This is a genomic window from Mycolicibacter longobardus (genome assembly GCF_002102265.1).
GTDB lineage: Bacteria > Actinomycetota > Actinomycetes > Mycobacteriales > Mycobacteriaceae > Mycobacterium > Mycobacterium longobardum.
This window is the reverse complement of record NZ_LQPG01000040.1, coordinates 1-22,229: the sequence shown is the minus strand read 5'-3', so window position 1 is coordinate 22,229 and position 22,229 is coordinate 1. Positions and strand designations below refer to the sequence as shown.

The 22,229-nt window shown below is 67.7% G+C and carries 24 protein-coding genes; 10 read left to right on the top strand and 14 right to left on the bottom strand.

Annotation, left to right across the window (positions count from 1 at the left end; genetic code table 11):
- The first annotated feature begins 76 nt into the window (after positions 1-76).
- Positions 77-1,453, top strand: coding sequence for an HNH endonuclease signature motif containing protein (locus AWC16_RS19860; protein ID WP_085266445.1), 1,377 nt, complete (start codon positions 77-79; stop codon positions 1,451-1,453).
- A gap of 207 nt (positions 1,454-1,660) precedes the next feature.
- On the opposite strand, the gene AWC16_RS19855 is transcribed toward AWC16_RS19860, so the two are convergent.
- The 8 genes from AWC16_RS19855 to fadD3 are packed head-to-tail and all read right to left on the bottom strand — an operon-like array spanning position 1,661 to position 10,195.
- Positions 1,661-2,929 (bottom strand): hypothetical protein, encoded by a 1,269-nt coding sequence (locus tag AWC16_RS19855; protein ID WP_085266444.1) that lies wholly within the window; start codon positions 2,927-2,929, stop codon positions 1,661-1,663.
- A 9-nt stretch (positions 2,930-2,938) separates the two neighbouring features.
- Entirely contained in the window at positions 2,939-3,340 is a 402-nt protein-coding gene (locus AWC16_RS19850; protein WP_085266443.1) for a heme-binding protein, read from the bottom strand.
- Positions 3,341-3,383: 43 nt separating this feature from the next.
- The gene (locus tag AWC16_RS19845; protein ID WP_085266442.1) at positions 3,384-4,565 is read right to left on the bottom strand and encodes a pyridoxal phosphate-dependent aminotransferase; all 1,182 of its coding nucleotides are present in this window, start codon (positions 4,563-4,565) and stop codon (positions 3,384-3,386) included.
- Positions 4,566-4,569: 4 nt separating this feature from the next.
- On the bottom strand, positions 4,570-5,556 hold the full coding sequence (locus AWC16_RS19840; protein ID WP_085266441.1) for a linear amide C-N hydrolase: 987 nt from the start codon (positions 5,554-5,556) through the stop codon (positions 4,570-4,572).
- 21 nt (positions 5,557-5,577) lie between these two features.
- Positions 5,578-6,540, bottom strand: coding sequence for an acyl-CoA dehydrogenase IpdE2 (gene ipdE2, locus AWC16_RS19835; protein ID WP_085266440.1), 963 nt, complete (start codon positions 6,538-6,540; stop codon positions 5,578-5,580).
- Complete coding sequence (locus AWC16_RS19830) at positions 6,541-7,521, bottom strand: acyl-CoA dehydrogenase family protein (RefSeq protein WP_085266439.1); 981 nt, start codon at positions 7,519-7,521, stop codon at positions 6,541-6,543. It lies immediately after the preceding gene.
- Positions 7,518-8,651: an acyl-CoA dehydrogenase family protein gene (locus AWC16_RS19825; RefSeq protein ID WP_085266507.1), complete on the bottom strand. Its 1,134-nt coding sequence runs from the start codon at positions 8,649-8,651 to the stop codon at positions 7,518-7,520. Before AWC16_RS19825 ends, AWC16_RS19830 begins: the two co-directional genes overlap by 4 nt.
- On the bottom strand, positions 8,651-10,195 hold the full coding sequence (gene fadD3, locus AWC16_RS19820; protein ID WP_085266438.1) for a 3-((3aS,4S,7aS)-7a-methyl-1,5-dioxo-octahydro-1H-inden-4-yl)propanoate--CoA ligase FadD3: 1,545 nt from the start codon (positions 10,193-10,195) through the stop codon (positions 8,651-8,653). Before fadD3 ends, AWC16_RS19825 begins: the two co-directional genes overlap by 1 nt.
- Before the next feature lie 70 nt (positions 10,196-10,265).
- Between fadD3 and ipdE1 the strand changes: the two genes are divergently transcribed.
- Genes ipdE1 through fadA6 form a run of 4 tightly spaced genes read left to right on the top strand, consistent with a single transcriptional unit; the run spans position 10,266 to position 13,962 of the window.
- Positions 10,266-11,414, top strand: a complete 1,149-nt coding sequence (ipdE1, locus tag AWC16_RS19815) for an acyl-CoA dehydrogenase IpdE1 (RefSeq protein WP_085266437.1) — start codon at positions 10,266-10,268, stop codon at positions 11,412-11,414.
- On the top strand, positions 11,411-12,211 hold the full coding sequence (gene ipdF, locus AWC16_RS19810) for a (5R,7aS)-5-hydroxy-7a-methyl-1-oxo-2,3,5,6,7,7a-hexahydro-1H-indene-carboxyl-CoA reductase (protein ID WP_085266436.1): 801 nt from the start codon (positions 11,411-11,413) through the stop codon (positions 12,209-12,211). The genes ipdE1 and ipdF overlap by 4 nt, the downstream gene beginning before the upstream one ends.
- A gap of 4 nt (positions 12,212-12,215) precedes the next feature.
- Positions 12,216-12,794 (top strand): TetR family transcriptional regulator KstR2, encoded by a 579-nt coding sequence (gene kstR2, locus AWC16_RS19805; RefSeq protein ID WP_085266435.1) that lies wholly within the window; start codon positions 12,216-12,218, stop codon positions 12,792-12,794.
- A 1-nt stretch (position 12,795) separates the two neighbouring features.
- On the top strand, positions 12,796-13,962 hold the full coding sequence (fadA6, locus tag AWC16_RS19800; RefSeq protein WP_085266434.1) for a steroid 3-ketoacyl-CoA thiolase FadA6: 1,167 nt from the start codon (positions 12,796-12,798) through the stop codon (positions 13,960-13,962).
- Here the strand turns inward: fadA6 and AWC16_RS24535 are convergent.
- Positions 13,959-14,126 carry a hypothetical protein gene (locus tag AWC16_RS24535; RefSeq protein ID WP_165759275.1) on the bottom strand — a complete coding sequence of 56 codons (168 nt, stop codon included), beginning with the start codon at positions 14,124-14,126 and terminating at the stop codon, positions 13,959-13,961. The two genes, fadA6 and AWC16_RS24535, sit on opposite strands and share 4 nt — an antisense overlap.
- Before the next feature lie 158 nt (positions 14,127-14,284).
- Positions 14,285-14,950 (bottom strand): TetR/AcrR family transcriptional regulator, encoded by a 666-nt coding sequence (locus AWC16_RS19795; protein ID WP_109561507.1) that lies wholly within the window; start codon positions 14,948-14,950, stop codon positions 14,285-14,287.
- Between the two features lie 85 nt (positions 14,951-15,035).
- Here AWC16_RS19795 and AWC16_RS19790 point away from each other — a divergent pair, with 85 nt between their 5' ends.
- The 3 genes from AWC16_RS19790 to AWC16_RS19780 are packed head-to-tail and all read left to right on the top strand — an operon-like array spanning position 15,036 to position 16,627.
- Complete coding sequence (locus AWC16_RS19790) at positions 15,036-15,722, top strand: DUF899 domain-containing protein (protein ID WP_085266506.1); 687 nt, start codon at positions 15,036-15,038, stop codon at positions 15,720-15,722.
- 37 nt (positions 15,723-15,759) lie between these two features.
- The gene (locus tag AWC16_RS19785) at positions 15,760-16,149 is read left to right on the top strand and encodes a VOC family protein (RefSeq protein WP_085266432.1); all 390 of its coding nucleotides are present in this window, start codon (positions 15,760-15,762) and stop codon (positions 16,147-16,149) included.
- A 4-nt stretch (positions 16,150-16,153) separates the two neighbouring features.
- The gene (locus AWC16_RS19780; protein ID WP_085266431.1) at positions 16,154-16,627 is read left to right on the top strand and encodes a VOC family protein; all 474 of its coding nucleotides are present in this window, start codon (positions 16,154-16,156) and stop codon (positions 16,625-16,627) included.
- Positions 16,628-16,641: 14 nt separating this feature from the next.
- On the opposite strand, the gene ipdC is transcribed toward AWC16_RS19780, so the two are convergent.
- Genes ipdC through echA20 form a run of 4 tightly spaced genes read right to left on the bottom strand, consistent with a single transcriptional unit; the run spans position 16,642 to position 20,106 of the window.
- Entirely contained in the window at positions 16,642-17,712 is a 1,071-nt protein-coding gene (gene ipdC / locus AWC16_RS19775; RefSeq protein WP_085266430.1) for a (3aS,4S,5R,7aS)-5-hydroxy-7a-methyl-1-oxo-octahydro-1H-indene-4-carboxyl-CoA dehydrogenase, read from the bottom strand.
- Entirely contained in the window at positions 17,709-18,461 is a 753-nt protein-coding gene (gene ipdB, locus AWC16_RS19770; protein WP_085266429.1) for a cholesterol ring-cleaving hydrolase subunit IpdB, read from the bottom strand. The genes ipdC and ipdB overlap by 4 nt, the downstream gene beginning before the upstream one ends.
- Complete coding sequence (gene ipdA / locus AWC16_RS19765) at positions 18,458-19,351, bottom strand: cholesterol ring-cleaving hydrolase subunit IpdA (RefSeq protein WP_085266428.1); 894 nt, start codon at positions 19,349-19,351, stop codon at positions 18,458-18,460. The genes ipdB and ipdA overlap by 4 nt, the downstream gene beginning before the upstream one ends.
- Positions 19,351-20,106: a (7aS)-7a-methyl-1,5-dioxo-2,3,5,6,7,7a-hexahydro-1H-indene-carboxyl-CoA hydrolase gene (echA20, locus tag AWC16_RS19760; protein WP_085266427.1), complete on the bottom strand. Its 756-nt coding sequence runs from the start codon at positions 20,104-20,106 to the stop codon at positions 19,351-19,353. The genes ipdA and echA20 overlap by 1 nt, the downstream gene beginning before the upstream one ends.
- 68 nt (positions 20,107-20,174) lie before the next feature.
- Between echA20 and AWC16_RS19755 the strand changes: the two genes are divergently transcribed.
- Positions 20,175-20,951, top strand: a complete 777-nt coding sequence (locus AWC16_RS19755) for an SDR family oxidoreductase (protein ID WP_085266426.1) — start codon at positions 20,175-20,177, stop codon at positions 20,949-20,951.
- A gap of 29 nt (positions 20,952-20,980) precedes the next feature.
- Positions 20,981-21,886, top strand: a complete 906-nt coding sequence (locus AWC16_RS19750; protein ID WP_085266425.1) for an SDR family oxidoreductase — start codon at positions 20,981-20,983, stop codon at positions 21,884-21,886.
- Positions 21,887-22,229: the final 343 nt, after the last annotated feature.

Here is a 22,229-nt window from a genome sequence, read left to right as displayed (position 1 = left end):
CAATCACTCTAATCACTTGTGTCACTGTGGTTTTAGTTGTCGGTTTCTTGTCAGTGCGCGCCGCTATGATTCGCACATGCGTTCGAATAGCCGGGCAGAGATCGTCGGAGCCTTCGATGCGCTCTCCGCTGACCTGGATCGGGCGCTGGAACTGGACTTCGAGGCCTTGACACCACGCGAATGCCTGGCGATCTTGCAGCGCTGCGAGAAGCTACGCCGGCGGCTGCCGGCCGTTGAGCATCCGTTGGTCAACCAGCTCGCCACCGCTGATCCCGCCGAGATCGGCGGCAAGGCACGCTGGATCTTGGCCGACACCCTGCACATCACCCGCGGTGAAGCCAAGCGCCGCATCACCGACGCCGCCGAACTCGGGCCACGGCGCGCCATCACCGGCGAACCACTGCAACCGGTGCTACCGGTGGTAGCCGCCGCCCAGCGCGACGGGCGGATCGGGGCCGCCCACATCGCGGTGATCCGCTCCTTCTTCCACTACCTGCCCGACGGTATCGATGCCGGCACCTTGGCCCAGGCCGAAGACCACCTCACCGAACTGGCCACCCAGTGCCGCCCCGACGAACTCACCCAACTGGCGAAGCGACTAGCCGACCATCTCCACCCCGACGGCAACTACAGCGATGAGGAACGCGCCAAACGCCGCGGCATCGTGCTGGGCCCCCAAGACCGCGACGGCATGACCCCCATCACCGGCTACCTCGATCCTCAAGCCCGCGCCACCTGGGATGCCGTGGCGGCCCGCTGGGCCGCACCGGGCATGTGCAACCCCGACGACCCCACCCCGTGCACCAGCGGCACACCGTCGCAAGCCGCGATCGACGCCGATACCCGCAATGCTGGGCAACGCAACCACGACGCGCTGACCGCGATGGGCCGCGCCCTGCTGGCCTCCGGAGAATTGGGCCAGCACAACGGCCTGCCGGCCAGCATCATCGTCTCGGCCACCCTGGCCGACCTGGAGGCCGGCACCGGCAAAGCCCACACCGGCGGCGGCACCTGGCTGCCGATGCGCGACGTGATCGCGATGGCCTCCCACGCCCACCATTACCTGCGGATCTATGACGGCGCCAAAGAACTCGCCCTGTTCCACACCAAACGCCTGGCCTCACCCGGGCAACGCATCGTGCTCTATGACAAGGAGCGTGGCTGTTCGCACCCCAACTGTCCCATCTCCGGCTACAACTGCGAAGTCCACCACGACGACGACTACGCCACCACCAAACGCACCGACATCCACGACCTGACCCTGCGCTGCGGCCCCCACCACCAACTCATCACGTCAGGCGGCTTCAAAACCCGCAAACGCCACGACGGCACCACCGAAACCCTGCCACCGGCGCATCTGGACCACGGCCAACCCCGCATCAACCACTACCACCACCCCGAAAAACTACTGAACGACAACAACTCCAGCGACGAAGACGACGAAGATCCGTAACCCGTTGTAGTTCTTAGGGTTAGCCCCGGGGAATGGGGCGGCCTAGGGGGGCAGTATTGTCGCCGATCAACTCGGCGAGCGACTCGGTGTCGTCGAGGTCTACACCGTCCCGCAAGCCTTCACTGCCGTGCGTCGGCAACAGCCAAGCCACGTGCTCATGTCCATCACCCGATGCGCCCATCCAGTCATGATGCTCTTGGACCGGCGTCAATGCCAGCGTTGCTGGTGCTCCGCATGGCTTCGCAGATACGCGCCGGGGGAGTAGAACTCGTCGTAGAAGTCGGTGTCGAGGTGCTGGGCCTGCAGGTACATCAGCACGTGCACGGTCGGGACGGTGCCGGGCAGCTTGCCGAACGTGTCGTAGATGTAGGACGCCTGGCAGGTGACCAGCTCGGCGATGCCGTCCGGGGGCAGCGCCGAACCGCGCACGGCCGGGCTGTTCGACCACGGCCCCGGCGTATCCGGGTGCGATGGACCACCCGGACCGAACTTTCGGGCCACCAGCTTGGCTACGCCGTCGGCCACCGAGGCGACGTGTGGTGGGCTGAGCGTCTCGAAATGCCCCGGCAACCCGGTGACATTCGGGAACGGCCAGCGCGGGTCGTCATCGGCGACGAAACCCAGCCCGGGCGCCCGCGGGTCACCGGAGCCACCCAGCACCGACAGCCGGTCCAGGCCGTCGAAGATCCAGCCGCCCAGACCCATCGCCTGCAGTCCCAGCGCCCCGTTATGGGCGGCGATGGACAACTCGGCGCTGGCCTCGGTCAGGGTGTACTGCTCGACGAACGACAGCGGTATCGGGTCATCGGCGTGTGCCAATCCGGAAAATGCCTGCACGCCGGGGATTTCGCGACCGTTGACGTCATCGCGGACCGGATATCCGTTGGCCGCGAAGAACCACAGATTCTCCAGCAGGTGCTCGGCCAGGTCAGCCACGGCGAACGCCAGCAGGCTGCCCGGATGGTTGCCGATCCAGGTGTTGTGGCCCTCCATGTAGGGCTCTTCACGTGGCAGCTCCAAGCGGGAATCCGAAAGCCGCACATAGGAATCCGCGGTATGGCTGATCCAGCCCTCGATGGTGTCGAACTGCTGTGGTTTCTGGTCGCGGGTGGGCAGCAGGTAACAGCCGGTGTCGTCGGTGAAGAACAGCTGGCTGGTGTGAAAACCCGCCGCCGACGGCACGGCCCGGCCGGTGGCGCTGCCGGGGTAGTTCGGCAGCGCAGGGGCGTACCCGGGGTGGTGCGCGATGCCGTCGTGCCAACCGGTGACGCCGGCCATCAACGACAGCAGCAGGGCACGCTCGACCTCGGACAACGGCTGCACGGGCCGGCGGCTGCGGTAGGCCAGCGCGCCGGCGGGAATGGCGCCGCCGACCGGGAACCGCCGCGACCGGCGCCCGGTGATCGCGGCGAACAGCCCGAAACCCGAAGCCTGCGCCAGCGCGGCCCGTTCGTGTTCGCTGATCACCAGGCCCATGGCCCGGACCTAATTGCTGACGGTCTCCAGCAGTGTGGCCAGCTGGGTCGGTGATACCGCGATCCCGCATTGGCTCTTCAGGTCGGTGAGCGGCTGGGCGATGCCCTGCAGGGTTGACAGCTGGTCGAGGTGGCCGACGAAGTAGCCCTGCACCGAGGACTTGGCCTGGTCCGGGGGCATGGTGGCCGCGGCGGTCAGCACGTCGTTGGCCTCCGGGTGGGCGCCGAGGAATCCACCGGCTTGGCTCAGCACGCCGCTGGCGGTGCTGGCCAGCCCGGCAGCCGTGCAGGGGGAGGGTGCGGCATCGGCTGCCGGCGAGATGGTCCCGGCCATCGCCGCAGCGGCCACCGCACCGAGGATGCCGACGGCCGCGGCGCCGATCGCCAGGCGAGAAGTCGTGATTGTGCTCATTGCAGGGTCCCTTCGATCAGGTATTTCGAGCTTGGGCCTAAACCTACCGGAGCGGCAGCCACCCGCGGATCCGGCGCAGTGCTTCGTCGATGTCGGCGGTCGGGCCGGCGAACGACAACCGGACGAAGGTATGACCGCGCTCGGTGTCGAAGTCGACTCCCGGAGCCAGCGCCACGCCGGTGTCGGCCAGCAGGCGCGCACAGAATTCCAGCGAGTCGTCGGTGTGCTCCGAGACGTCGGCGTAGACGTAGAACGCCCCGTCGGTGGGCGCCAACCGATCGATGCCCAGGTCCCGCAGCCCGTTCAGCAGCAGCGCCCGGTTGGTCGCGTAGTGCCTCAGGTGGCCGTCGGACTCGGCGATGGATTCCGGGGTGAATGCGGCGACCGCCGCGTACTGGGCCAGCACCGGCGGGCAGATGGTGAAGTTGCCGGTCAGGCAGTCCACCGCGCGTCGCAGGGCCGGTGGGACCAGCAGCCAGCCCAGCCGCCAGCCGGTCATCGCGAAGTACTTCGAGAAGCTGTTGGCCACCACCGCGTTGCGTGAGGTCTGCCAGGCGCAGCTGGTCTGCGGGGCTCCGGCGTAGACCAGCCCGTGGTAGACCTCGTCGCTGATCAGCCGAACCCCGGCGGTGTCGCACCATGCGGCGATCGCGGCCAGCTCCGCCGGTTCCAGCACGGTCCCGGTCGGGTTCGCCGGGCTGGCGACGATCACTCCGGCCAGGGGCCCGGTCTCAGCCAGCTCGGCGAGCATGGCCGCGGTGGGTTGGAAGCGGGTGTCCGGTCCGCACGGGATCTCGACCACCTCGCAGCCCAGCGCGGTCAGGATGTTGCGGTAACAGGGATAGCCCGGACTGGCGATCGCCACCCGGTCGCCGGCGTCGAAGCAGGCCAGAAACGCCAGCAGAAAACCGCCCGACGAACCAGTGGTCACCACCACGTCGTCGGGGTCGACGCTCAGCTCGTAGCGATCCGCGTATGAGCCGGCGATGGCCGAACGCAGTTCTGGGATCCCCAGTGCCACTGTGTAACCCAGCTGATTGGTGCTCAGCGCGGCGGCCGCGGCGGCCCGCACCGGCGCGGGGGCGCCCACGCTGGGCTGTCCGGCCGACAGGTTCACCAGGTCGCCGTGGCTGCGCTGGCGTTCGTCGGCGGCCAGCCACACATCCATCACATGGAAGGGTGGGATGCCGGCGCGCAGCGCCGCACGTTCGAGACGGCTGGTCATAGCCTCACTTGCTCAGGTCCAAGAAGGTGAAGGGTTCGGCGGCGGCGAACTGCGCCGAGGACTCGCCCGCGAGCATGTTCGATTCATCGGGGCCGAGGTCCAGCTTGCGTGCCGCCGCGCCCTCGCTGAAGTCGAGCTTGTTGAGATCCACCCAGAAGACGTTGGGGGTCAACGCGGACTCGAAGAAGTACAGCTTGCGGGTGTGGTGGGCGACGGTGCGCCAGCGGGTGGAGGAGATGTTGGGCTCGTCGGGTGTGGAGATGCCGAACGGGACGGATACGTTGCGCACCACGCTCAGCGCCGAGGCGAGCGCGATCTTGGGGTCCTCGGATTTCGGTACCGCGTTGACGTAGAACGAGGCCCGCGCGAACCGGTCCGCGGCCCGGTTGGTGCCCGGCAGCATGACGGTTCCGCCGAGCTGCTCCCAGTAGGCGTTGACGGCAAGCTGCTGATCGAAGACCGGCGAGTTCGTCATCACCTGATAGTCGCGGCTGTGGTGGATGGTCTGCTTTCCACCGATGTATTCCACGATCGCGCTGTCGCCGGTCGCATCCGACAGCGACAGATGCAGGGTGGCCAGCCGGTCCTCTCCGGGAACTCCGTCGGTCACCAGGACGTAGGGCTCAGCGCTGAGATCCGCGACCGCCTCGGCCACGGTGGCGAAGTTGTCCAGTACGTACTGTGCCCAGATGGAGATGGCCAGCCCGGGCCGGGAACCGTCGTAGACCGGATACTCCGACTCGGCCAGCCACAGCAGGTTGACCGAGAGACCAGCCTCGTTCAATCCGTCGGTGGTGCAGATGTCGTAGCCGGTGGCCACCACACTGCCGTATTTGGCAGTCCACTCAAGGGAGTTCGCCCCGGCCCGCCCGTCGCGTTTCACGCCGCGCGGCAGCGCCCAGAGGTTGGTCGCCAGGTCCAGCTTCCAGTCCATCGACCGTCCGGTGATGATGTTGCCGTTGGGTCCCAGATAAACCAGTCGGGTGCACATGCGTCTTACCGTACGGGACTTCTAGAACACTTCGGCCTGCAACCGATGCAGGTATTCGGACGGATGACCGAGCAGTTGTGAACTGCCGTGCGCGCGTTTGAAATACAGCTGGATGTCGCTCTCCCAGGTGATCGCGATGCCGCCGTGCAGCTGAACGGCCTCGCCGGCCACCTTGGAGAATGCCTCGCTGGCAACGACTCTGGCCAGCGCGGCCGATGTCGTGGAGGGTTCGGTGAGCGCGTCGTCGACGACGGCGCGCGCAGCTGAGACCGCGACGTAGAGATCGGCCATCCGGTGCTTGAGCGCCTGGAAGCTGCCGATCGGCCGGCCGAACTGCACCCTGGCCTTGGTGTATTCCACGGTGAGGTCCAGGCAGCGCGTCGCCGCGCCGATCTGCTCGGCGGCCAGCAGGATCGCCGCGTAGTCCGCGATGCCGGGGTCGGCGCCGATCGGCTCGGTCTGTCCGGCGGTGACCCGGCCCAGACGACGGGTGGGGTCCATGGTGGCCGCCGGCTCGCTGGTGAACGTGGTCCACCGGCTGAGCTGGTCGCCGTCGGTGCCGATTACGACGCTGCCGTCCGCACCCACCAGATCACCGTTGACGGCGTAGTCGGTGCCGAAGACGACCGTTCCGATCGCGCTGCCTTCCGCCAGCTGCTCCAGGGCTGTGCCGTCGGGCTCGGGCGCGGCCAGCAAGGCCAGCTCAGCCAGGACGGTGCCCAGCAGCGGGGTGGGCACCAGCGCCTTGCCCAGTTCTTCGAGAACGACCGCGGCGTCGCCCAGTTCGCCACCGGCCCCGCCGAGTTCCTCGGGCACCACCAGGGCGGCGGCGCCGACCTGCTCGCAGAGCAGCTGCCACAGCGTCTCGTCGTAGCCGCGGTCGGACTCCATGGCCGCCCGGACGGCTTCGGGTGTGGCGTGCTTCTCGACCAGCGCCGCGACGGTCTGGCGCAGCAGGTCGCGTTCTTCGTTGCGGGCAGCCATCTAGATCGCCTCCAACACTCGCCGCCGGTGGGCGGTCGGATCACCCCAGGCCGGGCGCAGGGCCTGCACCCGCAACAACCACAGGGACAGGTCGCATTCGCTGGTGAAGCCGATCGCGCCATGGGTCTGCAACGCGGAATGGGCCGCGAGCAATGCCGCATCCGAGGCGGCCACCTTGGCGGCGCTGACGTCGCGGGCGGTGTCGGCGTGGAGCGGTCCGGCCGCGGAATCAGCCAGAGTCAGGGCCGCCCCGTAAACCAGCGGGCGGGCCAGTTCGAGTGCGATGTGCACGTCGGCAAGCTTGTGCTTGATCGCCTGGTAGCCGCCGATCACCCGGCCGAACTGGGTGCGCTGCTTGGCGTAGTCGACGGCGGTATTCAGCATCGCCTGGCCGGCCCCGATGAGCTGTGCGGCGGTTGCCAGTGCACCCACCTCGTAGGCACGGGTGGTGTCGGCCTCCCAGCTCTCCCCGCCCGCGGTGACGTCGAAGACTCCCCGGCTGGGGTCCACCGAGGCGTGGCGGGTGCCGGCCTGTGCCGTGCCGGCCTGGCCGTTGTCGGCCAGCAGGACCAGATCGGCGCGATCGGCATCGACGGCGCGGGGGGTGTGCGGCGGAAGCGCCACGGTGGCGATCAGCTCACCGGCGGCCAGCCCGGCCAGTTGGTCACCGGCATCGGGTGAACCGGCCAGCAGAATCGGCGCCACCGCAATCGATTCCACTACCGGACCGGGCACGCACCAGCGACCCAGCGCCTCGATGGCCAGCATCAGGTCGACCGGATGGGCGCCGATGCCGTCGAACTCCTCCGGCACCGCCAGCGCGGTGACGCCGAGCTCGGTGAGCTGGTTCCACACCGCACGGCCCGGCTCGGGGTTGCCCTGCGCCCAGGCGCGCACCGCGCTCGGGACGTCGGCGGCGCCGAGGGCTGCGTCGATGCTGGCCGCGAAGTCACGCTGCTCTTGGTCTAGATCGAATTTCACTTCTTCTCCCGGGGCAGGCCCAGCAGCCGCTCGGCGATGATATTGCGCTGAATCTCGTTGGTGCCGGCGTAAATCGGTCCGCCGAGCGCGAACAGGTAACCGTGGGTCCAGGCATCGGCGAGCTCGCCGTCGGCGCCGCGGATATCCAGGCCGGTCTGGTGCAGCGCGACGTCCAAATCGGACCAGAACACCTTGGTGACCGAGGATTCCGCGCCCAGCTCGCCGCCGGCGGCCAGCCGGGTGACGGTCCCGAAGGTCTGTAACCGGTAGGCCTGCGCCTTGATCCAGGCGTCGGCAACCCGGTCGGTGAACACCGGGTCGCTGCCGTGGTCCTTCCAGAGTGTGGCCAGTTTCTCGGCACCCACCAGGAAGCGGGCCGGGCTGCGCAGGCTCATGCCGCGCTCGTTGCTCGAGGTGCTCATCGCGGCGCGCCAGCCCTCGTTCGGCACACCGATCACGTCGTTGTCCGGCACGAACACGTCGTCGAGAAAGATCTCACCGAAACCGGTCTCCCCGCCGAGCTGCTCGATGGCACGCACGGTGATCCCGTCGGCCTTGAGGTCGAACATGAAGTAGGTCAGCCCGTGGTGGCGCTGGGCCTGTGGGTCGGAGCGGAACAACCCGAAGCCGCGTTCACCGAACGGGGCGCGCGAGCTCCAGATCTTCTGCCCGTTGAGTTTCCAGCCGCCGTCGACCTTGGTCGCCGTCGAACGCAGCGACGCCAGGTCGCTGCCGGACTCGGGCTCAGACCACGCCTGCGCCCAGATCTCCTCGCCGCTGGCCATCTTCGGCAGCACCCGGTCCAGTTGCTCTTCGGTGCCATGCGCGAACAGGGTGGGCGCCAGCATCGAGGTGCCGTTGGCGCTGGCCCGGCCCGGCGCGCCGGCGCGGAAGTACTCCTCCTCGTACACCACCCACTGCAGCAGGGTGGCGTCGCGCCCGCCGTACTTCTTCGGCCAGGCGATCACCGACAGGCCGGCGTCGAAAAGCACCTTGTCCCAACGGCGATGCTGCTCGAAACCCTCAGCGGTGTCGTAGGACTCAGTCGGGAACTTGTCCTTGTTCGCGGCCAGGAACTCCCGCACCTCGGCACGAAATGCCTCGGTCTCGTCATCGAAATTCAGGTCCATCAGGCCCACTCCCTCAATTCATGCTTGACCACCTTGCCGCCGGGATTGCGCGGTAGGGAGTCGGTGAAGGTCACCGATCTAGGTGCCTTGAAGTTCGCCAGATGTTCACGGGCGTAAGCGATCACTGCCGACTCGTCCAACTCCGAGCCGGCCCGGCGCACGATGAAGGCCCGGCCCACTTCGCCGAGCCGTTCGTCGGGCACCCCGATCACGGCCACGTCGGCCACCCCGTCGAGGCGGGCTAGCGCCTGCTCGATTTCGGCAGGGTAGACGTTGAAACCTCCGCAGATGTACATGTCTTTGAGCCGGTCGGTGATCCGCAGGTTTCCGGCCGCATCCACGGTGCCGACGTCACCGGTGTGCAGCCAGCCCTGTGCGTCGACCGCCGCGGCGGTGGCCTCCGGGTCGTCGAGGTATCCGAGCATGATGTTGGCGCTGCGCAGCAGCACCTCACCGGCTTCTCCGGGCTGAGCGGCGCCGTCGATCTGCAGCTCGAAGTCGGCGATCGGGCGCCCGCAGGTGGTGGCGACGGTGACGGCGTCGTCGTCGGCGCGGCACATGGTGGCGAACCCGCCGGATTCGGTCAGCCCGTACGCGGTGAGCACGATGTCGATGTCGAGCTCGGTCTGCATGCGTTCGATGAGCACCACCGGCACGGTGGCCGCCCCGGTGACCGCGAACCGAAGCGAGCTCAGGTCGTGCCGGTCACGCTCGGGGTGATCCAGCAGGGTCTGGTAGATGGTGGGCGGACCGGGCAGCACGGTGATCCGGTGCTCCTCGATGGCGCGCAGCGCTTGGGCCGGGTCGAAGGTCAGTTGCGGGATCAGGGTTGCCCCGGTCTGCAGGCAGGCCAGGATCCCGGCCTTGTAGCCGAAGTTGTGAAAGAACGGGTTGATGCACAGGTAGCGGTCATCGCCGGTCATCTGGCCGCACGCCGCCCAGGCCGCGGGGCCGGCCAGTGACTGCCGGTGGGCGCAGAGCACCCCTTTGCTGCGACCGGTGGTTCCGGAGGTGAACAGGATGTCGGAGAGGTCGTCGGGGCGCACTGCGGCCGCGCGGGAGTCGATTTCGGTGGCTGCCACCGCTGCGCCGCCGGCGATGAACTCGTCCCAGGTCCCGTCGGTCGCATCGATCGGCACCCGGACCACGTGCGCCAGCTCCGGCAGTGCGCCGCGGTCCAGCTCGGCGAGGCGGTCGGTCTTGAGGAACCGGCCCATCCCGACCAGCACCTTGGCTTTGCTGCGGGCCAGGATGTCGGTGGCCTCCGCGGCGGTATAGCGGGTGTTCAACGGCACCAGCACGCCACCGGCGTAGTGCGTGCCCAGGCAGGTGATGACCCAGTGCCAGGTGTTCGGCGACCACAGCGCGACGCGGTCGCCGGGTCCCACGCCGAGGGTGATCAGCGCGGCGGCCGCCCGACGCACCTCGTCGCGCAGCTGGCTGTAGGTGAGACGTTTGTCCTCGGTGACCAGGGCGTCATGGTCGGGAAGCGCACGCGCGATGTGGTCCAGCGCCGCAGGAGTGGTCTGCGGTTCTGTGCTCATCGGCGCCACTCCTCCTCCTGGGCTTGACGGCCCGTAGCCGAGCAAGTGCTTGGTAGGTTAGCCTACAAGGGTGCAAGCAGTCGAGGAGTTCCGGGCTGAGGTCCGTGCGTGGCTGGCCGACAACCTGGTCGGGGAGTTCGCCAAGCTCAAGGGCCTCGGCGGCCCCGGGCGCGAGCATGAGGCGTTCGAGGAGCGGATGGCGTGGAACCGCCATCTGGCCGACGCCGGGCTGACCTGCCTGGGCTGGCCGGTGGAGCACGGCGGGCGTGGCCTGTCGGTGGCGCACCGGGTGGCGTTCTACGAGGAGTACGCCCGCGCCGACGCGCCCGACAAGGTCAACCACCTGGGCGAGGAGCTGCTGGGGCCGACGCTGATCGCCTTCGGCACGCCTGAGCAGCAGCAGCGATTCCTGCCCGGCATCCGCAATGTCACCGAGCTGTGGTGTCAGGGCTACTCCGAGCCGGGCGCCGGAAGCGACCTGGCCAATGTGGCCACCACCGCGGTGCTCGACGGGGACGCGTGGGTGATAAACGGGCAGAAGGTCTGGACGTCGCTGGCGCACCTGTCGCAGTGGTGCTTCGTGGTGGCCCGCACCGAGAAGGGCTCTAAGCGGCACAACGGGCTGTCCTACCTGCTGGTGCCGCTGGACCAGCCCGGAGTTGAGATCCGGCCGATCGTGCAGCTGACCGGCACCTCGGAGTTCAACGAGGTGTTCTTCGACGACGCCCGCACCGATGCCGACCTGGTGGTCGGCGAGCCCGGCGACGGTTGGAAGGTGGCGATGGGCACGCTCACCTTCGAGCGAGGCGTGTCCACGCTGGGGCAGCAGATCCGTTACGCGCGTGAACTTTCCGCGCTCGCCGAGCTCGCACAACGCAACGGCGCCGCCGAGGACCCGCTGATCCGTGAGCGGCTGACCCGCTCCTGGGTCGGCCTGCGGTCGATGCGGTCCTATGCGCTGGCCACCATGGACGTCGAGCAGCCCGGGCAAGACAACGTCTCGAAACTGCTGTGGGCCAACTGGCATCGCGATCTCGGCGAGCTGGCCATGGACGTGATCGGGCGCGACTCGATGGTGTTGGCCGACGGCGAGTTCGACGAGTGGCAGCGGCTCTACCTGTTCACCCGCAGCGACACCATCTACGGCGGGTCCAACGAGATTCAGCGCAACATCATCGCCGAGCGGGTTCTCGGCCTACCCCGGGAGGCAAAGGGATGAGCTCGACTTCGGATCTGTCCAAGGTGCCGGATGAGGTTGCCGGGCACGGCCTATTGGCGGGCAAGACGGTCCTGGTGACGGCTGCCGCCGGCACCGGTATCGGTTCCACCACCGCGCGACGTGCGCTGCTCGAGGGCGCCGACGTCGTGGTCTCCGACTATCACGAACGCCGCCTCGGCGAGACCCGCGATGAACTGGCCGGCCTCGGGTTGGGTCGGGTGGAGGCGGTGGTCTGCGACGTCACCTCCACCGCCGCGGTGGACGCGCTGTTCGACGAGGCCGTGGCGAAGATGGGCCGGCTCGACGTGCTGGTCAACAACGCCGGGCTCGGTGGGCAGACTCCGGTGATCGACATGACCGACGACGAGTGGGACCGCGTGCTGAACGTGACCCTCAACTCGGTGATGCGGGCGACCCGGGCCGCGTTGCGCTACTTCCGCGGGGTCTCCCACGGTGGGGTGATCGTCAACAACGCCAGCGTATTGGGTTGGCGCGCTCAGCATTCCCAGTCGCACTACGCGGCGGCCAAGGCCGGTGTGATGGCCCTGACCCGGTGCAGCGCGATCGAGGCCGTCGAATACGGGGTGCGGATCAACGCCGTCTCGCCGTCCATCGCCCGGCACAAGTTCCTGGAGAAGACCAGTTCCTCCGAACTGCTGGACCGGCTCGCCGACGGTGAGGCGTTCGGCCGGGCCGCCGAGCCGTGGGAGATCGCCACCACCATCGCGTTTCTGGCCAGCGACTACTCCAGCTACCTGACCGGCGAGGTCATCTCGGTTTCCAGCCAGCGGGCCTGATGCCATGACCCGTCGTGACGAACTGCTGAACCTGGCTGCGGCGATGATCGCCGAGCGTGGCCTGCGTGCCACCACCGTGCGCGACATCGCCGACGCCGCCGGGATCCTGTCGGGGAGTCTGTATCACCACTTCTCGTCCAAGGAGGAGATGGTCGATGAGGTGCTGCGCGACTTCCTGGACTGGCTGTTCGACCGCTACCAGCAGATCATCGATCACGAGACCGATCCGCTGGAGCGCCTCGAGGGACTGTTTCTCGCCTCGTTCGACGCCATCGAGCACCGGCACGCCCAGGTCGTCATCTACCAGGACGAAGCCAAGCGGCTGTCGTCCCATGAGCGGTTCTCCTACGTCGACGAACGCAACCGGCAGCAACGCAAGATGTGGCTGGACGTGCTGGCGCAGGGTATCGAAGCGGGATGTTTCCGGCCCGACCTCGACGTTGACCTGGTGTACCGCTTCATTCGCGACACCACCTGGGTATCGGTGCGCTGGTACCAACCGGGTGGTCCCTTGACGGCCGAGGAAGTCGGCAGGCAGTACCTCGCCATCGTGCTGGGTGGAATCACCAAAGAAGGAGTCTGAAATGGCCGCACAAGTTTCTGAGGCGTATGTCATCGACGCCGTCCGTACCGCCGTCGGCAAGCGCAACGGGTCGCTGGCCGCCTATCACCCGATCGACTTGGGCGCGTTGGCGTTTCGCGGCCTGCTGGACCGGGTGGATGTCGACCCGGCTGCCGTCGACGACGTGATCACCGGCTGCGTGGACGCCATCGGTGGCCAGGCCGGCAACATCGGTCGGCTGGCATGGCTGGCCGCCGGCTACCCCGAAGGGGTCCCCGGGGTCACCGTCGACCGGCAGTGCGGTTCCAGCCAGCAGGCGATCTCCTTCGGGGCGCAGGCGATCATGTCGCGTACCGCGGACCTGATCGTGGCCGGGGGCGTGCAGAACATGAGCTGGATCCCGATCTCGTCGGCGATGATCGTCGGCGAGCAGTTCGGCTTCACCTCGCCGACCAACGAGTCGAAGAAGTGGCTGGAGCGCTACGGCGACGAGGAAGTCTCCCAGTTCCGCGGCGCCGAGATGATCGCCGAGCGCTGGGACATCTCCCGCGAGGACATGGAGCGCTTCGCCCTGCAGAGCCATCAGCGGGCGTTCGCCGCGATCGCCGAGGGGCGTTTCGACAACGAGATCATCGATGTCGACGGCTTCCGGGTCGACGAGTGCCCGCGTGAATCCACGCTGGAGAAGATGGCCGGTCTCAAGACGCTGGTCGAGGGTGGCCGGCTTACCGCCGCGGTGTCCAGCCAGATCTGTGACGGGTCGGCCGCGGTGCTGCTCGCCTCCGATCAGGCCGTCAAGGACCACAAACTGACCCCCCGCGCGCGAATTCATCACATCAGCGCCCGCGGTGACGACCCGGTGATCATGCTGACCGGCCCGATCCCGGCCACCCGTTACGCGCTGGAGAAGACCGGCCTGAGCATCGATGACATTGATGTTGTAGAGATCAACGAGGCGTTCGCGCCGGTGGTCCAGGCCTGGATGAAGGAGTTCCCGATCGACCCGGCCAAGGTCAACCCCAACGGCGGGGCGATCGCGCTGGGTCACCCGTTGGGAGCCACCGGGGCGAAGCTCTTCACCACCATGCTCAACGAGCTGGAGCGCACCGGCGGGAAGTACGGATTGCAGACCATGTGCGAGGGTGGCGGCACTGCCAACGTCACCATCATCGAACGGCTCGGCGGCTAGATTTCGGAGGGCTGCGGCGTCGGTCCCGTCGTAGTCCCGCGGAACCGCCGAATCCGCGCGGCGATTGCCGGAGCGATCGTGATTCCCACCGGGATCCACAGCGGAAGCAGGGTCAGAAGGACGAACGCGATGATGGTCGCGTAGGCGCTGACGAGGTCACTCATTTGCGTGCTCACTTCCTCCGCAAAGCGGAATCGGCGTAGTGGTTTTTCTTGGGTGTCACGCACGCTAGCCAGCGGGCAACCCGGTTGGCTTTGTCGTCGAACGACCAACTGGCGGCGGGCCCTTGTCGTCCGCAGACGAAGGCAGTTGGGCGGCGGGTTCAGTGCACCAGCCCGGAGATGATGTCGTCGACCGTCCGTTGTGCCAGTGCATCCAGATCGGGGCGCGCAGTGCCCCGCAGCGGTCCGCGCAGCGCCAGTTCGGCGAAGCCGTGCACGGCCGACCAGCACGGCCACTCCGCACCGATGCGCCGGTTCCGTTGCAGCACACCAGCATCGGCCATCGCATCGAGGGCATCGATCAGCGCGCGAAGCGGCGGCGGAACCCGGCCGTCGTCGGCTGAAGGGATGCCGGAACCGCTGGGCTGATGCGTCGGTCCCAGTTTCGCCTCTCCTCCGTCGAGGCTCGCTGAACCGACGAAAAAGGCCACGCTGAACCAGCCCGGCTCGTCCAGTGCGAACTCGATGTAGCCGAGGCCGACCGCGCGTAACTGTTTGCGGGCCCGGGTCTGCGCGGAGCCGCGGCCGTTGACCGGTGTGAGCATGCGCTCGGTCATCCGGTCCTGGATGGCCGTCGCCACGGCGTTCAACAGCGCGTCGCGGTCGGCGAAGTGGCGGTATGCGGCGTTGGGGGAGACCCCGGCTCGACGGGTCGCCTCCCGGATGGTGAGTGCTTCCGGGCCACCGAGCCGGGTGAGCTGCAGGCCGGCGTCGATCAGTGCCGCGCACAGATCGCCGTGGTGATAACCGGTCTTGGTGCCAGCCACCTCTTGACAACCCCCTCGAGTTGAAGTGTACGGTGTGAACATAGTCAATGTAGACGCCGTACACATGGCAACTGGGGGTTTTGTGATGACGAGCTTGGCTTTGCCGCCGGTGGTGGATCAGTCGACCTGGCGGAAAGAACTCGACGCCCTACGGGTCCGGGAGAAGGCGGCCACCCGCGAACTCGACGCGATCGCCGCTCAGCGCCGCCGGCTGCCGATGGTCGCGATGGGCGACTATGTCCTCGAAGGTGAGGACGGTCCGGTCGGGTTGGCCGAGGTATTCGACGGCAAGCGCCAGTTGATCGTCTACAACCACATGTGGTTTCCCGGCGAGGAATGGCAGTGCCCAGGGTGCACCGGGTACACCGCGCAGTTCACCCGGCTGGAGTTCCTGGCCGGCTATGACGCGCGGTTCGTCATCGTCACCCAGGGGCCCATCGATGAGGCCATCGAGTACAAACGCCGGGTCGGCAATCAGATGACCTGGTACAGCACCGCCAACAGTCCGTTCGGAGCCGACGTGGACGCTCCGCCCGGCGGTGGATTTGCCGTGAATGTCTTTCTGCGCCAGGGCGACAAGGTGTACCGCACCTGGCACACCAACGGCCGCGGAACCGAACAGCTCAGCCACACCTTCCCGTTGATCGACGTGCTGCCCTACGGGCGTCAGGAAGAGTGGCAGGACTCGCCCGACGGCTGGCCGCAGGATCCCACCTACAGCCGCTGGGTCGGCTCGCAGGAGATCGCCCGGCTGTACGGCACCAATTCGTAGTTGTCTCCAACGTTGTCCCCAACCCAGAAGGAGCAAGATGAGCACCATCAAGACCGGACTGAAGACGCTCAACCTCGTGTGTGTGGCGACACCCGAGCAGGACAAGGCGGTTGCGTTCTATGAGTCGTTGGGCTTCGAGAAGCGCACCGACATCGATATGGGCGATGGCTACCGGTGGATCGAGGTCTACCCGCCGCAGGGTGCGGCTGGTATTGCGCTGGCGCCGCCGGAGCCGGGCCGCGGACCGGTCGAGCCGACCGACACCGGCATCGCGCTGACCACCGACGACGTCGACGCCACGCATGCCGCGATGAAGGAGCTCGGGGTCGATGTCGATGCCGAGGTGTCCCGGATGGGCGATCCCGTTCCGCCGATGTTCTGGTTCCGCGACCCGACCGGGCACACCCTGCTAGTGGTGGAGGCCTGACACGATGCCCAGCATCGTCCCGTCGCTCTGGTTCGACAACAATCTTGAGGAGGCCGCGCAGTTCTACACGGACATCTTCCCCAACTCATCGATCGAGACCATCAACCGCTCCGCACCGACGGGATCCGATGGTCCCGGCGGGGTGGTTTCGGGCATCTTCGTTTTGGACGGAGTGCGGTTCCTTGCCATCAATGGCGGTCCGCAATTCCGCTTCACTGAGGCAGTGTCGTTCATGGTCAGCTGTACCGACCAGGATGAGGTCGACTATTACTGGGCCCGGCTCCTCGACGGCGGCCAGGAATCGCAGTGCGGCTGGCTGAAAGACCGCTTCGGCCTAAGCTGGCAGGTCGTGCCGGTCCGGCTCGGTGAGTTGCTCAGCGATCCCGATCAAGCACGGGCGACCGCCGCCTCGATTGCGATGATGGGCATGCGCAAGATCGTAATCGCCGAATTGGAGGCCGCCGTTCAGGGCGTCTGACCGTTTCGGGCTTGTCACTGCACGAAGGACGACGCCGCGCGCAGGTGCTCGACGGCGTCGGCCACGATGCCCTCGATCAGCTCCGCGCACGACGGCAGACTCTCGAGGATGCCGGCCACCTGGCCCGAGGCCAGCACCCCGGCTTCGGTATTGCCTTCCACCAAGCCGGCTTTGAGCAGCATCGGGGTGTTGGCGGCCATCAGCACCTGCGACCAGGTGAGTTCCTTGCCGTGCCGCATCGCCAGTCCGTCGCGGACCATGGTGGGCCAGCTCATCTGGGACATCTTCTTGAACTTCGCGGCATTGCGGATGGCGGCGGTGAAACCGCGAGCACGCGAACCGCTTTCGAGCTTGTCCACCAACTCGGTGCGCAGCACCCGGTGCGGCATGCCGTCGACCCGGGTGGACACGACGGTGCCGTTCAGGTCGGCCGCCAGGTAGCGCTGCTTGACCGAGTCGGGAACCGTCGAATCACTGGTCAGCAGGAATCGGGTGCCCATGGCCACGCCGGTCGCACCGTACGACAGGGCGGCGGCCAGTCCGCGGCCGTCGAAGAATCCCCCGGCGGCGATCACCTGCACACCGGTGCCGGCAACCGCGTCAAGCACCGACGGCAGCAGCAGCGTGGTGGCCACCGGACCGGTGTGCCCGCCGCCTTCGCCGCCCTGCACGATCACCGCGTCCGCGCCCCAGGACGCCACCTTCTTGGCGTGCTTGGCCGCGCCCACCGACGGGATCACCACCGAGCCGGCCTCTTTGAGCTTGGCGATCAGCTCGGCCTTGGGTGCCAGTGCGAACGAGGCCACCTTGACGCCCTCGCGGATCATCAGATCCACCCGGTCGCCGGCGTCGGCGGCGTCGGCGCGGATGTTCACGCCGAACGGCTTGTCGGTGGCGGCCTTGACCTTCTCGATGGCGGTGGCCAGCTCGTCGATCGTCATGGTTGCCGAGGCCAGGATGCCCAGCCCGCCGGCGTTGGCGGTGGCCGACACCAGCCGTGCGCCGGCCACCCAGCCCATCCCGGTCTGCACCACCGGGTGCTCGATGCCGACCAGCTCGGTCAGCGGGGTGCGCAGCCTGCTCATGCCCGTACTTCTTTGTCCCGCAGTGACTTCGGATCGATGACCTCGCGGATCAGCCGCAGCTCCTCGACCTCCGGCAGTCGGGTCGTAGCGGCCTCGGCCAGGCCGTGCACCTCGAACGAGGTGTTCTCGGCGACCTCGTCGGCGGAGACGCCGGGGTGCAGCGAGACCGCCCGCATCTGGTGGTCCGGACCGCCGAAGTCGAACACCCCGAGGTTGGTCACCACCCCGCCCAGGTTGAAGAAACGAAACGCCGGATTGGCCGGGTCCACCTTGTCGTAGCCGATGCCGGAGACGATGTCGACGGCCTCGCAGAACACCCGCGACGAGTGCGCGCCCACCCAGTAGCTGGTGGTGTGGTTGATGGTGTTGCCCGGTGCGCCCCGGACCCCGAACATCTGCCGGGTGGGCTGTTGCAGGGGACCGAACGCCGAGAGGTTCTGGTTGCCGTAGCGGTCGATCTGGTTGGCGCCCATGATCACATGGCGCCGGCCCCACGACAGGGTTTCGAAGACCCGGTTGAACGGCATCCACCCTTCCAACGCCCCGACCTTGCCGATCGCCGGGGTGTCGGCCAGGATGCGGGCCTCACCGTCGGTGAGCACCAGGTCGGGGGAGAAGGTGAGGCGGGCGAGCCGGGCACCGACCGAGGGCACCGTGGCCATCGGGCTGGCCATGATCTCGCCGGCGTCGCGGAACAGCTCGGCGCAGGCGACGGCGCAGATCTCAGCGCGAGTGGGTGAGTCGGTCATGCTTGTGCCTCCGCTCCGAATGCCTTGACCGCAGCCTGGTAGTCGTCTTCGCTGCCGGACAGGTAGGTGGCCTTGAACTCCGCCCAGGTCTCGTCGGACTTGGCGGCCTCGGCGTAATGCCGCTGGAACTTCTCGTCACGTCCGTAGTCGGCTGCGCCGATGGTGAAATGGGCTCCGTTCGGTGCCTCGACGACGCGATCCACCATCATCCGGTTGATGACCTGGGTCTGCGGCGACGTGGTGGCGATCAGCTCCTCGGTGGGCACGATCTTCTCCACCGACAGGAACCGGCGCTGCGCCGACATCAGGAACAGATCGTCGAAGTACGGGTCGATCCCGGTGTAGGCGGCGTTGCCGCGGGAGTCGCCGAGGTTCATGTGCACGAACGCGGCGTCCAGGTTCAGCGCCGGCATCGCGACCAGCGTCTCGTGACCACCCCCTTCTGCAGCCGAGACCGGATACGGCGAGGTGACGGTCTTGAGCTCACCTTCCCAGAAGTCGATCACCGAGCTGCCCAGACCGGCCCGGATCGGCAGGAACGGCAGCCGCTGAGCGGCAGCCTGCAGACCGCAGCGCAGCATGCCCTCGTCCATCTCCCGGGCCTCGATGGCGCCGGTGGTGCGGGCGCGCGAGAACCATGGGTCGTAGAACGGCGGAGAGTCCAGGGAGACAAAGCCGTAGTAGGCCCGGCGCACCTTGCCCGCCGAACACAGCAGACCCAGATCCGGGCCGCCGTAGGTCACCACGGTCAGGTCCTTGACGTCCGTGCGCAGGATGGCGCGAACGAACGCCATCGGCTTGCGGCGCGATCCCCAGCCGCCGATGCCGATCGTCATGCCATCGCGCAGCTCGGCGACGGCGTCGTCCAGCGTGGTTACCTTGTTCGCCATCACTTCTTCCCCTTCTCGGTGCCGGCGAAGGCGTCGCGGTGCTCGTCGGCCACCCCGGCGAGATTGAGCTCGAAGGTGAAGCCCTGCTCCATCCGGTAGCTGGAGTTGACCTTCTGCACGTCGATGAGGTTCAGAGCCTCCTTGGCGGCCCGGATCACCCGGGTGTCCTTGGCGGCGATGTCGCGGGCCACCCGCAACGCGGCCTCGTCGAGTTCGGCGCGGGGCACTACCTCATGCACCGAGCCGTACTGGTGCAGGGTGGCGGCGTCCACGGTGGCCGCGGTGTAGAACAGCCGGCGCATCATGTGCTGCGGCACCAGCCGGGACAGGTGGGTGGCCGCACCCAGGGCGCCGCGCTCCACCTCCGGAAGGCCGAACTTGGCGTCGTCGGAGGCCACGATCACGTCGGCGTTGCCGACCAACCCGATGCCGCCGCCCACGCAGAAGCCGTTGACCGCGGCGATCACCGGCACCGCGCACTCGTAGACGGCTTTGAACGCGGCGAAGCAGCCGCGGTTGGCGTCGATCAGGGCGGTGAAGCCCTCGGTGTTCTGCATCTCCTTGATGTCCACGCCGGCGTTGAAGCCGCGGCCTTCGGCGCGCAGGATCACCGCGTGGGTGGACATGTCGTTGCCGACTGCGGTGATGACCTCGCCCAGCTCGAACCAGGCTCGGGACGGTAGTGCATTGACCGGTGGGAAGTCGACGGTGACCGCGACGATCCCGGGTTCGACGGTCTTGGATGTGATCGGCATGGGCGAACTTACCTGTCGTTTCGGGGCCATTTGTACCTAAGCAAGCACTTGCTTGGTACGCTAGCACAATGTCTGCTCCTGCACCCGCTGCGCTCTTTCCCGGATTGACCGGCAAAGTGGTCCTGGTGACCGGCGGGGTTCGTGGCGTCGGCGCGGGTATCAGCGCCGTCCTCGCCGACCAGGGCGCGACCGTGGTGACCTGCGCGCGGCGTCCCGTGGAGGGCCTGCGGTATGAGTTCCACGCCTGCGACGTGCGTGACGACGACGCGGTCCAGGGCCTGATCGAGGCGATCGTCGCCAAGCACGGCCGGCTCGACGCGGTGGTCAACAACGCCGGCGGTTCGCCGCACGCGCTGGCCGCGGAGGCCTCGGCCAACTTCAGCCGCAAGATCATCGAGCTCAACCTGCTGGCGCCGCTGCTGGTCGCCCAGCACGCCAACGCCGTCATGCAGACCCAGGCCACCGGCGGCTCGATCGTCAACATCACCAGCGTCAGCGGCCACCGCCCGTCGCCGGGCACCGCTGCCTACAGCGCGGCCAAGGCGGGCGTGGACAACCTGACCGCCACCCTGGCCGTCGAGTGGGCGCCGAAGGTCCGGGTGAACTCGGTAGTGGTCGGCATGGTCGAGACCGAGCAGTCCGAGTTGTTCTACGGCGACGCCGAGTCGGTGGCCGCCGTCGCCGCCACCGTGCCGCTGGGCCGGCTCGCCAAGCCCGCCGATATCGGTTGGGCGGCGGCTTTCCTGTCTTCCGACGCCGCCTCCTATATCAGCGGCGCCAGTCTGGAAGTGCACGGCGGTGGCGAGCCGCCGGCCTACCTGCAAGCTTCGAGCGCCAACAAGTAAGTCGGCCCCAAGAAAAGGAGACAGCACACATGGGACTTCTCGACGGCCGCGTGGTCATCGTCACCGGAGCGGGCGGCGGAATCGGGCGGGCGCATGCGCTGGCCTTCGCCGCCGAGGGCGCCCGGGTGGTGGTCAACGACATCGGTGTGGGTCTGGACGGCTCACCGGCCGGTGGGGGCAGCGCCGCTCAAGGCGTGGTCGATGAGATCGTCGCGGCCGGTGGGGAAGCCGTCGCCAACGGCTCCAACGTGGCCGACTGGGAGCAGGCCGCAGCGCTGATCCAGACCGCGGTGGACACCTTCGGCGGACTCGACGTACTGGTCAACAACGCCGGCATCGTGCGCGACCGGATGTTCGCCAACACCAGCGAAGAGGAGTTCGACGCCGTCATCGCCGTGCACCTCAAGGGGCACTTCGCCACCATGCGGCACGCGGCCGCCTACTGGCGGGCCAAGTCCAAGGCCGGCGAGTCCGTCGATGCGCGCATCATCAACACCAGCTCCGGCGCCGGCCTGCAGGGCAGTGTCGGGCAGGCCAACTACAGCGCCGCCAAAGCCGGCATCGCCGCGATGACGCTGGTCGCCTCGGCCGAGATGGGCCGCTACGGCGTCACGGTGAACGCGATCGCCCCGTCGGCGCGCACCCGGATGACCGAGACCGTGTTCGCCGACATGATGAACACCCAGGAGCAGGCCTTCGACGCGATGGCCCCGGAGAACGTCAGCCCGCTGGTGGTGTGGCTGGGCAGTGTCGAGTCGCGTGACGTGACCGGCAAGGTCTTCGAGGTCGAAGGCGGCAAGATCCGCGTCGCCGAGGGCTGGGCGCACGGCCCGCAGGCCGACAAGGGCGCCCGCTGGGACCCCGCCGAGCTGGGGCCGGTCGTCACCGATCTACTGGCCAACGCACGCCCCGCGGTTCCCGTCTACGGGGCGTAAGCGGCGAGAACCCCGACGTGGCGCGCAATGGCGCGTGGCCACCCGGGGATCGCCGACACCCCAAGGGCCCGTTGGGTTGCGGGACAAGTAAGAAAAATCCATTGTTCGTCAACATTTCCCTGTGCTCCGATTTATCGTTGCCTGAGGATCGCTCGATCCTTCAAACCTGAGCCCAGGGAAAGGCCGGGAAATGTCTGCACGGCAACGCATTCGCAAATTCGGGTTCAATGCACGTTCTCGTGGCCGGTTGATCGGTGCCGGCAGCGCGGTCGGGGCTTTCCTGGCGTTCGGGATGGCGCCGTTGGCGGCTGCACCGGCGGCACAGGCTGACGACTTCGGTCTG

Bases quoted from the DNA above. Each gene is read 5' to 3' on its own strand.
- AWC16_RS19755 (WP_085266426.1), top strand. From the start codon at position 20,175: ATGTCTGCTCCTGCACCCGCTGCGCTCTTTCCCGGATTGACCGGCAAA.
- AWC16_RS19825 (WP_085266507.1), bottom strand. From the start codon at position 8,651: ATGGACCTGAATTTCGATGACGAGACCGAGGCATTTCGTGCCGAGGTG.
- echA20 (WP_085266427.1), bottom strand. From the start codon at position 20,106: ATGCCGATCACATCCAAGACCGTCGAACCCGGGATCGTCGCGGTCACC.
- fadA6 (WP_085266434.1), top strand. From the start codon at position 12,796: ATGGCCGCACAAGTTTCTGAGGCGTATGTCATCGACGCCGTCCGTACC.
- AWC16_RS19750 (WP_085266425.1), top strand. From the start codon at position 20,981: ATGGGACTTCTCGACGGCCGCGTGGTCATCGTCACCGGAGCGGGCGGC.
- AWC16_RS19840 (WP_085266441.1), bottom strand. From the start codon at position 5,556: ATGTGCACCCGACTGGTTTATCTGGGACCCAACGGCAACATCATCACC.
- kstR2 (WP_085266435.1), top strand. From the start codon at position 12,216: ATGACCCGTCGTGACGAACTGCTGAACCTGGCTGCGGCGATGATCGCC.
- ipdC (WP_085266430.1), bottom strand. From the start codon at position 17,712: ATGAGCAGGCTGCGCACCCCGCTGACCGAGCTGGTCGGCATCGAGCAC.
- AWC16_RS19850 (WP_085266443.1), bottom strand. From the start codon at position 3,340: ATGAGCACAATCACGACTTCTCGCCTGGCGATCGGCGCCGCGGCCGTC.
- AWC16_RS19790 (WP_085266506.1), top strand. From the start codon at position 15,036: ATGACGAGCTTGGCTTTGCCGCCGGTGGTGGATCAGTCGACCTGGCGG.
- AWC16_RS24535 (WP_165759275.1), bottom strand. From the start codon at position 14,126: ATGAGTGACCTCGTCAGCGCCTACGCGACCATCATCGCGTTCGTCCTT.
- AWC16_RS19845 (WP_085266442.1), bottom strand. From the start codon at position 4,565: ATGACCAGCCGTCTCGAACGTGCGGCGCTGCGCGCCGGCATCCCACCC.
- AWC16_RS19780 (WP_085266431.1), top strand. From the start codon at position 16,154: ATGCCCAGCATCGTCCCGTCGCTCTGGTTCGACAACAATCTTGAGGAG.
- AWC16_RS19785 (WP_085266432.1), top strand. From the start codon at position 15,760: ATGAGCACCATCAAGACCGGACTGAAGACGCTCAACCTCGTGTGTGTG.
- ipdA (WP_085266428.1), bottom strand. From the start codon at position 19,351: ATGGCGAACAAGGTAACCACGCTGGACGACGCCGTCGCCGAGCTGCGC.
- ipdB (WP_085266429.1), bottom strand. From the start codon at position 18,461: ATGACCGACTCACCCACTCGCGCTGAGATCTGCGCCGTCGCCTGCGCC.
- fadD3 (WP_085266438.1), bottom strand. From the start codon at position 10,195: ATGAGCACAGAACCGCAGACCACTCCTGCGGCGCTGGACCACATCGCG.
- ipdF (WP_085266436.1), top strand. From the start codon at position 11,411: ATGAGCTCGACTTCGGATCTGTCCAAGGTGCCGGATGAGGTTGCCGGG.
- AWC16_RS19860 (WP_085266445.1), top strand. From the start codon at position 77: ATGCGTTCGAATAGCCGGGCAGAGATCGTCGGAGCCTTCGATGCGCTC.
- AWC16_RS19855 (WP_085266444.1), bottom strand. From the start codon at position 2,929: ATGGGCCTGGTGATCAGCGAACACGAACGGGCCGCGCTGGCGCAGGCT.
- ipdE2 (WP_085266440.1), bottom strand. From the start codon at position 6,540: ATGGCTGCCCGCAACGAAGAACGCGACCTGCTGCGCCAGACCGTCGCG.